Consider the following 12,983-nt stretch of genomic DNA (forward strand, 5'->3'; position numbering starts at 1 on the left):
GAGCGCGCCGGCCTGGTTGAAGGCGGTCATGGTGAAGGAAATGCCGAATTTCACCGGAGTCAGCGCGATGCCCTTCCTGATCACCGGGCTCGCCTTGTTGAAGTCGATGATCGCCTTGCGGCGGGCGCGATAGTCGGCGGATTGCTCCAGTTCCTCGACCACGCGCAGGATGATGTTGTCCTCCACCGTCTGGTGATAGGGCGTTACATCGCGGCCGGAGCCGTTGGGGCCGTAGAAATTCGCCTTGCGGATATCGAGCGGGTCTTTCTGCATCGCATAGGCGATCTCCTCGATGAAGCGCTCGCCGGCCAGCATGCCCTGCGGTCCGCCGAAACCGCGATAGGCGGTGTTCGAGCAGGTATGCGTCTTGAGTGGCCGCGAGACCATGTGCACGTTCGGATAATAATAGGAACTGTCAGCGTGAAACAGCGTGCGGTCGGTCACCGGTCCGGACAGGTCCGAGGAAAAGCCGCAGCGCGCGGCAAAGGTCGCGTCGACGCCTTCGATCACGCCGTCATCGTCAAAGCCGATATCGTAGAAGGCGACGAAGTCGTGACGCTTGCCGGTGATCGCCATGTCCTCGTCGCGGTCGGGCCGCACCTTGATGGCGCGGTTGAGTTTCTTGGCCGCAAGGGCCGCGATTGCGGCAAAGCCGTTGCCCTGCGTCTCCTTGCCGCCGAAGCCGCCGCCCATGCGCCGCTGATAGACGGTGACGGCGTTCGACGGAATGTTGAGCACATGGCCGACGATGTGCTGGATCTCGCTTGGATGCTGGGTGGACGACCAGACGGCAACCTCGTCATCCTCGCCGGGAATGGCGAGCGCGATCTGGCTTTCGAGGTAGAAATGCTCCTGCCCGCCGATCTCCATCTCTCCGGTGATCCTGCGGGGCGCCTTGTCGAGCGCGGCCCTCGCATCGCCGCGCTGCAATGTCATCGGGGTGATGACATTGGGCGCGTCATGGGCAATCGCGTCGCGGACGCTGGTCCAGAAGGGCAGGTCTTCATAGGCGACCTTCGCCAGCCTTGCAGCGGCGCGGGCCTGATGCCGGGTTTCGGCGATCACCGCGAACATGATCTGGCCGTGATACTCGACCTCTTCATTGGCAAACAGCGGTTCGTCGTGATTGCCGCCCGAGGAAATGTCATTGGTGCCTGGCACGTCCTTTGCCGACAGCACGGCGACAACCCCAGGGGCTTTCTCCACGGCCGAGAGATCCATTGCGGCGATGCGCGCATGCGGGCGCTCGGAAAGGCCGAGGCCGACATGCAGGAGGCCTGCGGGTTCCGGAATATCATCGATATATTCGGCTGTGCCGGCGACATGCTTGTGAGCGGAATCATGGACGCGGGCCTTGTGCATGCCGCCGGAAATCTCGGTCTTCAGCGTCAGCGCTTCATTGGTCTGCTTGTCCATCTCAGGCCTCCTCGCGTTCGAAGCGTGAAAGCTCCTGCGGGCTGCCGCCGGTTTCCAGCAGCAGGCGGGAGAGCAGGTTCCTGGCTGCCAACATACGGTACTCCGCCGTCGCGCGCATATCGGTCATCGGCTGGTAGTCGCTCTCAAAGGCCTGCCGCGCCGCTTCCACGGTCTCGGTCGTCCACGGCTTGCCGGCAAGGGCGGCCTCCACATGGGCCGCGCGCTTGGGAATGCCGGCCATGCCGCCATAGGCGATCCGGATTCTGTCGACCGTGCCATCGCGCGCAAGTTCCAGATAGAACGCGCCGCAAAGGGCGGAAATATCCTCCTCGCGGCGTTTGGAAACCTTGTAGACGGCGTAGTGCGCGCCCTTGGCCGGCTTCGGAACGGTGAGCGACAGCACGAATTCGCCCGGCCGTCTGTCCTGCTTGCCGTAGTCGCGGAAAAAATCCTCAAGCGCGATGGAGCGCGTGCCGTCCTTCGATTGCAGCGTCAGCGTCGCCCCGAGGGCGATCAGGGCAGGCGGCGTATCGCCGATCGGCGAGCCATTGGCGACATTGCCGCCGATCGTGCCCATATTGCGCACCTGCTCGCCGCCGATGCGGTTGATCAGCCGGGAGAGCGCCGGGATCTTGCCGGCAAGCGCCGGAAAGGCTTCCGTATAGGTGACGCCCGCGCCGATGATGAAGCTTTTCTCCGTTTCGGTAATCGTCTGCAGCTCTTCCAGGTGGCTGATGAAGACCATCGGGTTCAGCTCGCGCATCTGCTTGGTGACCCAGAGGCCCACATCGGTGGAACCGGCAACGATGGTCGCATCGCGGTATTCGGCGAGCACCTCGGCAAGGGCCTCGGCGGAGCCGGGAATGATCCCGCGCTTGCTTTCGTTGCCGATGGTGATGGTCTCGCCGGTCTTCATCGCCGCGAGCTTCGCCAGGATGGTCTCGCGCTCGCGCGCCAGCGCATCGAAGGCCGCATCCGGACGTACGGCGGAGGCCTTCTCCGCCGCCTTGATGATCGGCTCATAGCCGGTGCAGCGACAGAGATTGCCCTGCAACGCCTTTTCGATGGCCTGACGCGAAGGTTTCTCGTTTTCCATCCACAGCGCGTAGAGCGACATGACGAAACCCGGCGTGCAGAAGCCGCATTGCGAGCCGTTCATGTCGACCATGGCCTGCTGGACAGGGTGCAACACGCCGTCTTTTGCCGCCAGGTGCTCGACAGTGACGACATGGGTGGCGTTCAGCGACGCGGTGAAGCGGATGCAGGCATTGACCGTCTCGTAGACGAGCCTGCCGCGCGTCAGCCTGCCGACGAGCACGGTGCAGGCGCCGCAATCGCCTTCCGCACAGCCTTCCTTGGAGCCGGTCAGGCGCCGTTCAATGCGCAGATAGTCAAGCAGGGTTTCCGACGGCGAGAACCTGTCGCGCGTCACCTCCCTGTCATTCAGGATGAACCGTATCGTCATCAAAATTCCTTCAGAAATACCCGGAGGCCGGCGCTATTGCGCGGTCCAGCCGCCGTCAATCGAAATATGCGTGCCGGTGACCTGGCAGGCGGCGTCGCTCGCTAGATAAAGCGCCGCGGCGGCAATCTGCTCGACGGTCACGAACTGCTTGGTCGGCTGGGCGGCGAGAAGAACGTCGGTCTTCACCTGTTCTTCCGTCAGGCCGCGCGCTTTCGCCGTATCCGGGATCTGCCTTTCCACGAGCGGCGTCAGCACATAGCCGGGGCAGATGGCGTTGACCGTGATGTTGTGGCGGGCAAGTTCCAGCGCGACCGTCTTCGTCAGCCCCATCATGCCGTGCTTTGCCGCCACATAGGCGGATTTGAACGGCGAGGCGACCAGCCCGTGGGCCGAGACAAGGTTGATGATCCGCCCGTGGCCCGCCTGCTTCATCAGCGGAACCGCATGGTGGATCGTATGGAAAGAACTCGTCAGATTGATGGCAATGATCTGGTCCCATTTTTCCGGCGGAAAATCCTCGATCGGACTGACATGCTGGATGCCGGCATTGTTGACCAGGACGTCGAGGCTTCCGAAGGTTTGGCGGGCCGTCGCGATCAGGTCCGCAATCTCGTCCGGCTTGGTCATGTCGGCGGGATGGTAGATCACCGAGCCGTCGCCGGTGCTGCCGATGCGCTCGACGGCCTGGTTGATGGTCTCTTCCGTGCCGAAGCCGTTGATGACGAGATTGTCGCCGGCCTTTGCGAAGCCTTCGGCAATGCCGAGGCCTATACCGCTTGTGGAGCCGGTCACCACTACAGTGCGCGCCATGATATGTCTGCCATTCCCGTTTTTGTTGTTGTTTGCGATTTGCCGGAAAGGTTATGCGCAAACCGGAAGCCATGCAATTGCTTGCATGCCGCGGGACGGCAAGAAATATGCGCCGCCGCAGGGCGCGCGACGGGCGGTGAACACAGCGTTTCGCAAGTGGCGACATCCCGTCCCGTGACTTGGAGCGGGCGATGCTCCATATCAGCGCCAACGCAATTCAGCTTTTGGCTTGGAAGGACGATCTGATGGAACTGGGTGTCTTCACATTTGCCGATGTCGACCCGTCTGACGGCATTGATCGCGGGAAAGAGGCGGAACGCCGCATGCGGGACCTGATGGAGGAAATCAGGCTGGCGGATGATGTCGGGCTCGACGTCTTTGGCGTCGGCGAGCACCACCGCGTCGACTATCTGGTCTCTTCTCCGGCAACCGTGCTCGCCGGCGCCGCCACGATCACGAAGACTATCCGGCTGACGAGCGCGGTCTCGATCCTGTCATCGGATGATCCCGTACGCGTGTTCCAGCAGTTTTCCTCCGTTGACCTGCTGTCCTCGGGACGGGCGGAGATCATGGCCGGGCGAGGCTCCTTCATCGAAAGTTTTCCGCTGTTCGGCTATCCGCTGGAAGCCTATGACGACCTCTTTTCCGAAAAACTCGATCTCCTGTTGAAAATCCGCGACAACGAAAGGGTCACCTGGTCGGGCAACACGCGCGCGCCGCTCAAGGACCAGCCGGTCTATCCGCGCCCGGTGCAGAACCCGTTGCCGGTCTGGATCGCCGCAGGCGGCACGCCGCAGTCGATGGCCCGCGCCGGCTTTCTCGGCCTGCCGCTGATCATCGCCATCCTGGGCGGCCAGCCGCGCCGGTTTGCGCCGCTCTTCGATATCCACCGCCAGGCGGGCCTGCAGGCGGGTCACGACTTGGCGAAGCTGAAGCGCGGCATTTCCGTTCACGGGTTCCTCGCCGACACGGCGGAAGAGGCCGCCGACATCTTCTTCGAACCGCAGAAGGCCGTGATGGACAGGCTAGGGCGCGAGCGCGGCTGGGGGCCGCAGAGCCGGGCGCAGTTCGATGCCTCGATGGGACCGGAAGGCGCGCTCTTCGTCGGCGGGCCGGAGGACCTTGCGCGCAAGATTGTCGCCCACCAGCGCATTTTCGGTCTCGACCGGTTCATGATTCAGTTCGCCGTCGGGCTTGTGCCGCAAGCGCAAGTGTTGCATGCCATCGAGCTGTTCGGCAAAAAGGTCGCGCCGATGGTGCGCGAAATGCTCGCCGACGGCGAACCGGTTTAGAATTCGAAAGTTGAAAAGAGGGCCTGAATGATCGTCACGACAGAAGAAGAGCTTCAGGCCCTGAAGGACATCGGCCGCATCTGCGCGGGCGCGGTCGACATCATGTCGAAGGCGCTGGAGCCCGGCATTACGACGCTTGAACTTGATAAGATCGGCCGCAGGTTCCTGGAAGACAACGGCGCGCAGTCGGCGCCGGAAGTGACCTATCGGTTTCCCGGAGCGACCTGCATTTCCGTCAACGAGGAAGTTGCCCACGGCATTCCAGGCGAGCGTGTGATTGCCGCCGGAGACCTCGTCAATATTGATGTTTCGGCCGAGAAGAACGGCTTTTTCTCCGACACCGGCGCATCCTTCGCCGTGCCGCCGGTGACAGCGAAGATCAAGCGCCTCTGCCGCGACGGCAAGCGGGCGATGTGGACGGGCATCAACCAGGTGAAACCCGGCGGCGAATTCGCCGATATCGGCAATGCCATCGGCGATTTTGCCCGCAAGAATCGATATTCGCTGATCCGCAACCTCGCAAGCCACGGCATCGGCCGCTCGCTGCACGAGGAGCCCGCCGAGCTTTCCACCTGGCCGGACCCGAGCGAACGCCGGCGCATTGCCGAGGGGCATGTGTTCACTGTCGAGCCGTTTCTTTCGCTCGGCGGCGAATTCGCCGAGGAGGAAGAGGACCGGGACTGGGTGCTCTATTCGATCCCGAAGGCGCTGACGGTCCAGTTCGAGCACACGCTGGTGGCAACCCGAAACGGCCCGGTGATCCTGACGCTGCCCGACGGCGAGTAGTATGCTCTCTGCTTGCGGCGCGAAGGCGTCTGCAAGACCTGAACAATGTTTAATTTCTCTTTCGACCGTTTTTTGCCATAGATGGGCAGCGAACTCCTTCGTTCCCGTACTCTTGCGGAAGGTCTGCCTCTTGTTTCAGTCGTTTTTTCCGAAGCCGAAACTGTTTTTCGCCTCCGCCCTGATCTGGGCGCTGGTCGCAATCGCCGGCTGGTACGGCGTGGTGCGCGAACTGGGTGTTGCCGTAGGCTTCGCGCCCTATCCGGAAGGGGAGCAGCCGATCGGGCTTGCGCATTTCGTCACGCCCGACTTCCTGTGGTTCTACCTTTATTATGCCGTGTTCTCGGTGATCTTCGGCGTGTTCTGGTGGATCGTCGGTGACAATCGCAAATGGCAGCCCTGGTCGGTTTGGGGGTCGCAACTGATCATCTTCGTCACCTATTTCTCGGTGCAGATTTCGGTTGCCATCAACAACTGGCGCCGTCCTTTCGGGGATACGTTGCAGGCCGCGCTGCAGGGCGAAGGCGGCATCACGGTCGGCGATTTCTATACGCTGATGCTGATCTTCCTGCAGATCGCCTTTCTGAGCGTCACTCTTTTCATCGTTTCGCGCTTCTTCATCAGCCACTACATCTTCCGCTGGCGCACGGCGATGAATGATTACTATACCGGCATGTGGGAGCGCGTCCGTCATATCGAGGGCGCATCCCAGCGCGTTCAGGAAGACACGATGCGTTTCGCCTCGATCATGGAAGGGCTCGGTGTTTCGATGATCGATTCGGTGATGACGCTGATCGCCTTCCTGCCGGTGCTGTTCTCGCTGTCGCAATATGTCACCGAACTGCCGATCGTCGGCGCGATTCCCGCTCCGCTTTTCACCGCGGCGATCTTCTGGTCGCTGTTCGGCACGATTTTGCTCGTCGTGGTCGGCATCAAGCTACCGGGACTGGAGTTTCGCAACCAGCGCGTCGAGGCCGCCTATCGTAAGGAACTGGTCTATGGCGAGGACCATGAGGACCGCGCCGATCCGGTCACGCTGCAGGAGCTCTTCACCAATGTGCGCCGCAATTACTTCCGGCTCTATCTGCACTACACCTACTTCAATCTCGCCCGCAGTCTCTACCTTCAGGCCGACAATATCTTCGGCTATTTCATTCTGGTGCCGGCGATCGTCGCCGGCGCGGTCACCTACGGTCTCGTGCAGCAGATCGTGACAGCCTTCGGCCAGGTTGCCTCCTCGTTCCAGTATCTCGTGATGTCCTGGTCGACCATCATCGAGCTGATTTCGATCTACAAGCGCCTGAAGGCCTTCGAGGCTGCGATCTTCGGTCAGCAACTGCCGGAGATCGACCGCGAGGACTATCAGGAGCCGGGCGGCGCGGTGGCCGATACGCATCCCGATTGAGCAAATTGAAACCGCCGCCGTCTGAAGCGACTTCAAACGGCGGTGTTTCGCGCCTATTATGCTGGCGGTATTTCGCGCCTTCAGGGGGATAGCGCCATGGTCATGCTCATCGTTGCCGTGCTGGTTTTCACGGGCATTCATCTCATCAACACTTTCGCGCCGGGGTTTCGCCGCTCGATGATCGATCGTCTGGGCGAGAACGGTTGGAAGGGGGTCTTTTCGCTCGCGGCGCTGGCAGCGCTCGTCTTCATGATCTGGGCCTTCGGCCGGGCCCGTCAGGAAGGCATCGTGCTCTACACGCCGCCCTTCTGGATGGCGCACGTCACCCTTCTTCTGATGCTTCTCGCGATGATCTGTCTTGCCGCAAGCTTCTTTCCGCCGGGTCGGATCACGACGATGGCCAAGCATCCGATGGTGCTGTCCGTGAAGATCTGGGCTTTCGCCCATCTTCTGGCCAATGGCGAGGCGGCATCCGTCATCCTCTTTGCCGGCCTTCTCGTCTGGGCGGTGATCCTCAGGATTTCGCTGGCACGGCGCGAGCGCTCCGGCAACTACAGTCGCAAGCCCTTTGTCTCCGCGCGCTACGATGCCTATGCTTTCGTCCTCGGGGTCGTGCTCTGGGGACTGTTCATCTGGAAGCTTCACATCTGGCTGATCGGCGTTCCGGTGCCGCTCGCCATGTGAAAACAGGCCGCCCGGTGCAATATCACCGTTGCCCCGCGGCTTTTTCCCTTACAACGGGATGAAAAAACGGCTAGAAGGCCCGGCACTGGAGAATGAAATCGTGCCGGAGTGACGGAATGGCAAATCAGGACGACAGTTTTATCCGCGAGGTCAACGAGGAGCTGCGTTCCGACAGGATGAAGGATGCGTGGCGGCGCTTCGGGCGTTATCTGATCGCCCTTGCCGTCCTGCTCGTCGTCGGAACCGCGGGCTGGCGCGGCTATGAATACTGGCAGGCGCGTGAAGCGGCCCAGTCCGGCGATGTTTTCCTGACCGCGCTGAACCAGATCGAAGCCGGCAATCTTGCCGCCGCCGAAGAGACGCTGTCGAAGCTCGAGTCCGAAGGCCATGGGGCCTATCCGGTTCTTGCCGAACTGCGCGCCGCGACGCTTCTTTCCGAAGCGGGCGATACGGCCGCAGCGGTCTCCGCCTTCTCTTCGATTGGCAAGGATCGCAGCGTGCCGGAAGCGATCCGCGACGCCGCCAAGCTGCGCGCCGGCTGGCTGCTGGTCGATACCGGGACCTATGAACAGGTTTCGGCGGAAGTGGAAGCGCTTGCCAATGACGGCAATCCGTTCCGCTTCTCCGCCCGGGAGATTCTCGGTCTTTCCGCCTATGGCCACCAGGACTACGCCCGCGCCCAGCAATGGTTCGAGGACGTCGCCAACGACCCCGAAGCCCCGCGCAATGTCTTGAACCGCGTGCAGATCCTGCTCGAGGTCATGACTGCCAATGGCGAAATCAAGGACGCCGGCTGAGCCGGCCCGCGAGGAACAGATGAATTTCAAGGTCGCGATCGTCGGAAGGCCGAATGTCGGCAAGTCCACGCTGTTCAACCGTCTGGTCGGACAGAAGCTGGCGCTTGTTGACGACACGCCGGGCGTGACGCGCGACCGCCGGCCGGGCGAGGCGCGGCTGTTTGATTTGCGCTTCACCATCATCGATACGGCCGGTCTTGAAGAGGCTGCCGCCGACACGTTGCCGGGGCGCATGCGCGCGCAGACGGAAGCGGCGATCGACGAGGCCGACCTGTCGCTCTTTCTCATCGACGCCAAGGCCGGCCTGACGCCCGCCGACGCAACGCTTGCCGAACTGCTGCGTCGCCGCGGCAAACCGGTGGTGCTGGTTGCCAACAAGGCGGAAGCGCGTGGCTCGGATGCCGGCTTTTATGATGCCTTCACGCTGGGCCTGGGCGAGCCCTGTCCGATTTCCGCCGAACATGGCCAGGGCATGAACGATCTGCGCGAGGCGATCATCGAGGCGATCGGCGAGGACCGCGCCTTCCCAAAGGAAGAGCCTGCCGATGAAGCGCTCACCGATGTGATGCTGACGCGGGAAGAGGCGGAAAACCCGGAAGAGGCCGCCCCCTATGACGACAGCAAGCCCTTGCGGGTCGCGATCGTGGGCCGTCCGAACGCCGGAAAATCGACGCTGATCAACCGCTATCTCGGCGAGGAACGGCTGCTCACCGGCCCGGAAGCCGGCATCACCCGCGATTCCATTTCGGTGGAGTGGGAGTGGCGCGGCCGGCCGATCAAGCTGTTCGACACCGCCGGCATGCGCCGCAAGGCGCGGGTGGTCGAAAAACTCGAGAAGCTCTCGGTCTCCGACGCGCTGCGGGCCATCCGTTTTGCCGAATGCGTGGTGATTGTCTTCGACGCCACGATCCCGTTTGAAAAGCAGGACCTGCAGATTGTCGATCTCGTGCTGCGCGAGGGCAGGGCGGCCGTGATCGCCTTCAACAAATGGGACATGATCGAGGACCGCCAGCAGGTGCTGGCGGATTTGCGCGAGAAGACAGAGCGGCTTTTGCCGCAGGCGCGCGGCATTCGCGCCGTGCCGATTTCCGGCGAGCGGGGCACCGGCCTCGACAAGCTGATGCAGGCGGTCGCCGATACTGACAAGGTGTGGAACCGCCGCATCTCGACGGCCAGGCTCAATCGCTGGCTCGACGGCCAGACGGTCAGCCACCCGCCGCCCGCCGTTTCCGGCCGGCGTCTTCGGATGAAATACATGACGCAGGTGAAAACCCGTCCGCCCGGCTTCATGATCTCCTGCACCAGGCCGGACGCGGTTCCGGAAAGCTATATCCGCTATCTGACCAATGGTCTGCGTGCCGATTTCGACATGCCGGGCGTGCCGATCCGCATTCATTTCCGCGCCGGCGACAATCCTTTCGAGCACAAGCGCAAGAAGAAGCGTTGATCAGGGTCCGTGGGCGACAAGCATGTTGTCGTAGAACTGCCGCGCCGCCGCCTCCCACGTATAGGTCAGAGCCAGGTCGCGCGCCGCTTCCGGCGAACATTCCAGCGCCTTGAGGCAGGCGGCCTTCAGGTCGTCGTCAAGCGCGCCAGCCTGCTGATCGCCGTCGAGAATGTCGCGCGGACCGGTCACGGGAAAGGCCGCGACGGGCACGCCGCTTGAAAGCGCCTCGATGATCGTGTTGCCGAACGTGTCCGTCTTCGAGGTGAAGACGAAGACGTCCGCTTCCGCATAGGCCTCCGCCAGCGCTTCGTCCTGCAGCATGCCGGCAAAATGAACGTCGGGATATTTTTCCTCAAGCGCCTTGCGCGCCGGTCCGTCGCCGACGACGACGATGCTGCCGGGCAGGTCGAGCGCGAGCAGCGCGGGAAGATTCTTTTCCACCGCGACGCGCGCAACCGTGAGGAAAACCGGCCGCCTGAGGCCGCCGAACGGCGCGGCCGATTTTTCCCGCGGATGAAACAGCGTGTTGTCGATGCCCCGGCTCCAGCGCATCAGGTTGTGAATGCCGCGCTCTTCCAGTTCGCGCGCCAGGCTTTCCGTTGCCACCATGCAGCCATGGCCGGAATTGTGGAATCGCCGGACGACGCCGTAAAGCATGTCCTTGGGGACCGGCAGGCGGGCCGCGACATATTCGGGAAAGCGGGTGTGATAGCTGGTGGTAAACCGCATTCCGTTCTTCAGGCAGTAGCGGCGCGCCTTGAAGCCGAGCGGGCCCTCCGTGGCGATATGGAGGAAATCCGGCGCGCTGTCGGCGATCTTGCGGGCGACCTGTCCATAGGTGGCGAGCGCCAGGCGGATTTCGGGATAGGTCGGCATCGGCATGCTGCGGAACAGATCGGGCGTAATCATCGTCACCGCGACGCCCATCTTCTCCAGTTCGTGATTGGTGTTTTCGATCGAGCGGACGACGCCGTTGACCTGCGGATGCCAGGCATCGGACACAAGCGTCAGTCTCTTGGGCGCGCTTTCGTTCACGTCGGTCTTCCGATTCTTCCGCCGGCGCAGTCCGGCCGGTCCGGCCCTGTTATCCAAATGATGTTACAGCCTTATTACACCGCGATTTCGCCGCAAACGCCAGCGGCCGATCGCGCGCCTTCTCCATTTACCTGACGCCGGCGCGACGATAGGCTGGAGACCGGAGATCTCAGACCATTTCAGCAAGGAATTTTCGATGACCGACGAGAAAAGTGAAAACGGCGCATGGTGGCGCGGCGGCGTCATCTACCAGATCTATCCGCGCTCGTTTCAGGATACGACCGGCGACGGGATCGGCGACCTGCCGGGGATTACCCGCAGGCTTGCCTATGTTGCCGAGCTCGGCGTCGATGCGGTCTGGCTTTCGCCCTTCTTCACCTCGCCGATGGCGGACATGGGCTATGATGTCTCCGACTATCTCGATGTCGACCCGATGTTCGGCACGCTCGATGATTTCAGGGCGCTCGTGGCAGAGGCCCACCGGCTGGGGCTCAAGGTTATTATCGACCAGGTGCTTTCCCACACCTCCGACCAGCATGCCTGGTTCAAGGAAAGCCGCAAGAGCAAGGTGAATGACAAGGCGGACTGGTTCGTCTGGGCCGATGCCAAGCCGGACGGGACCGCGCCCAACAACTGGCTGTCGATCTTCGGCGGTCCGGCCTGGGAGTGGGACGGCACGCGCAAGCAGTATTACATGCATAATTTCCTGGCGAGCCAGCCGGACCTCAATTTCCATTGTGCGGCGGTTCAGGACGCCCTGCTCGAAACGGTCCGCTTCTGGCTGGAGCTCGGCGTCGACGGCTTCCGCCTGGACACGGTGAACTATTATTTCTGCGACGAGAAACTGCGCGACAATCCGGCGGTCGACGGCGAGCTTGGCCCGATGGGCCTCGATGCGCCGGACGTGAACCCCTATGGCTTCCAGCAACACATCTACGACAAGACACGACCGGAAAATATCGGTTTTCTCCGGCGCTTCAGGGCGCTTCTCGATGAATATGACGAGCGCACATCGGTGGGCGAGGTCGGTGACGGCGCGCGCTCGCTGAAAACGGTTGCCGCCTATACCTCCGGCAATGACAAGCTGCACATGTGCTATACGTTCGATTTTCTCGGGCCGAATTTCTCGCCCGCCCATATTCGCGATTGCGTGGAGAATTTCTTCGCCACGGTCAAGGACGGCTGGGTGTGCTGGGCGTTTTCCAACCATGACGTCGATCGCCACGCTTCACGCTTCGCCAGAACCGAAGCCGAGCGTGAGCCGGTGGCAAAGCTCGCTATCTCGCTGCTGGCGACCCTGCGCGGCTCCATCTGCCTCTATCAGGGCGAGGAGCTCGGCCTGCCGCAGGCGGAGATTGCCTTCGAGGATCTGCAGGACCCCTACGGCATCCGCTTCTGGCCCTCTTTCAAGGGGCGCGATGGCTGCCGCACGCCGATGCCGTGGAGCAATGTCGCGCCCCATGCCGGCTTCACCACGGCTGACAGGCCCTGGCTTCCGGTTCCGCGAGAGCACCTGCCGCTTTCGGTGTTCGAGCAGGCGCCTGAGCCCGACACGGTCTATAACCACTACCGCGCCGTGCTGTCCTTCCGCGCCGAGCACGACGCGCTTTTCGATGGGGATATCGCCTTCATGGAGACCGACAATGAGGACGTGCTGATGTTCACGCGGGAAAAGGACGGAAAGACGCTGCTCTTCGTCTATAATTTCGCCGACACGCCGCAATCCGTGCCGCTGCAGATCGCGCTCGAGCATGTCGACAGTCTCGACCTGCCGGGCATGACCGGGGTTCTGAACGGTGCCCATGTCGATCTGGGCGCCTTTGACGGCTTTTGCGCGAAACTGTGAGGG

At 62.4% G+C, this 12,983-nt stretch carries 11 protein-coding genes; 7 read left to right on the forward strand and 4 right to left on the reverse strand.

The features are described from left to right. The 3 genes from AC5DC2_RS02650 to AC5DC2_RS02660 form a co-directional block, all read right to left on the reverse strand. The coding region (locus AC5DC2_RS02650) for a molybdopterin cofactor-binding domain-containing protein (protein ID WP_491697381.1) at window positions 1-1,416 on the reverse strand (1,416 nt) is incomplete at its 3' end. 1 nt (window position 1,417) lies between these two features. Then, a complete protein-coding gene (xdhA, locus tag AC5DC2_RS02655; RefSeq protein ID WP_491697382.1) occupies window positions 1,418-2,881 on the reverse strand; it encodes a xanthine dehydrogenase small subunit in 1,464 nt (487 codons plus the stop codon). 33 nt (window positions 2,882-2,914) lie between these two features. After that, window positions 2,915-3,691, reverse strand: a complete 777-nt coding sequence (locus AC5DC2_RS02660) for a 3-hydroxybutyrate dehydrogenase (RefSeq protein ID WP_491697383.1) — start codon at window positions 3,689-3,691, stop codon at window positions 2,915-2,917. Window positions 3,692-3,936: 245 nt separating this feature from the next. On the opposite strand from AC5DC2_RS02660, the gene AC5DC2_RS02665 reads away from it, so the two are divergent. The 6 genes from AC5DC2_RS02665 (at window position 3,937) to der (ending at window position 10,099) form a co-directional block, all read left to right on the forward strand. Beyond that, the gene (locus AC5DC2_RS02665) at window positions 3,937-4,983 is read left to right on the forward strand and encodes an LLM class flavin-dependent oxidoreductase (protein WP_491697400.1); all 1,047 of its coding nucleotides are present in this window, start codon (window positions 3,937-3,939) and stop codon (window positions 4,981-4,983) included. Between the two features lie 27 nt (window positions 4,984-5,010). Further along, window positions 5,011-5,769 (forward strand): type I methionyl aminopeptidase, encoded by a 759-nt coding sequence (gene map, locus AC5DC2_RS02670; RefSeq protein ID WP_024709748.1) that lies wholly within the window; start codon window positions 5,011-5,013, stop codon window positions 5,767-5,769. A gap of 130 nt (window positions 5,770-5,899) precedes the next feature. After that, a complete protein-coding gene (gene sbmA / locus AC5DC2_RS02675) occupies window positions 5,900-7,171 on the forward strand; it encodes a peptide antibiotic transporter SbmA (RefSeq protein ID WP_200337063.1) in 1,272 nt (423 codons plus the stop codon). 96 nt (window positions 7,172-7,267) lie between these two features. Beyond that, a complete protein-coding gene (locus AC5DC2_RS02680; protein WP_491697384.1) occupies window positions 7,268-7,855 on the forward strand; it encodes an NnrU family protein in 588 nt (195 codons plus the stop codon). A gap of 116 nt (window positions 7,856-7,971) precedes the next feature. Next, window positions 7,972-8,652: a tetratricopeptide repeat protein gene (locus AC5DC2_RS02685; protein ID WP_024709745.1), complete on the forward strand. Its 681-nt coding sequence runs from the start codon at window positions 7,972-7,974 to the stop codon at window positions 8,650-8,652. 19 nt (window positions 8,653-8,671) lie between these two features. Continuing rightward, window positions 8,672-10,099, forward strand: coding sequence for a ribosome biogenesis GTPase Der (gene der / locus AC5DC2_RS02690; protein ID WP_491697385.1), 1,428 nt, complete (start codon window positions 8,672-8,674; stop codon window positions 10,097-10,099). On the opposite strand, the gene AC5DC2_RS02695 is transcribed toward der, so the two are convergent. Further along, window positions 10,100-11,134 (reverse strand): glycosyltransferase family 4 protein, encoded by a 1,035-nt coding sequence (locus AC5DC2_RS02695; RefSeq protein ID WP_491697386.1) that lies wholly within the window; start codon window positions 11,132-11,134, stop codon window positions 10,100-10,102. Between the two features lie 196 nt (window positions 11,135-11,330). Here AC5DC2_RS02695 and bglA point away from each other — a divergent pair, with 196 nt between their 5' ends. Further along, window positions 11,331-12,980, forward strand: coding sequence for a beta-galactosidase BglA (gene bglA / locus AC5DC2_RS02700; RefSeq protein WP_491697387.1), 1,650 nt, complete (start codon window positions 11,331-11,333; stop codon window positions 12,978-12,980). The last annotated feature ends 3 nt before the right edge of the window (window positions 12,981-12,983 follow it).

This window comes from Martelella sp. (genome assembly GCF_984369615.1).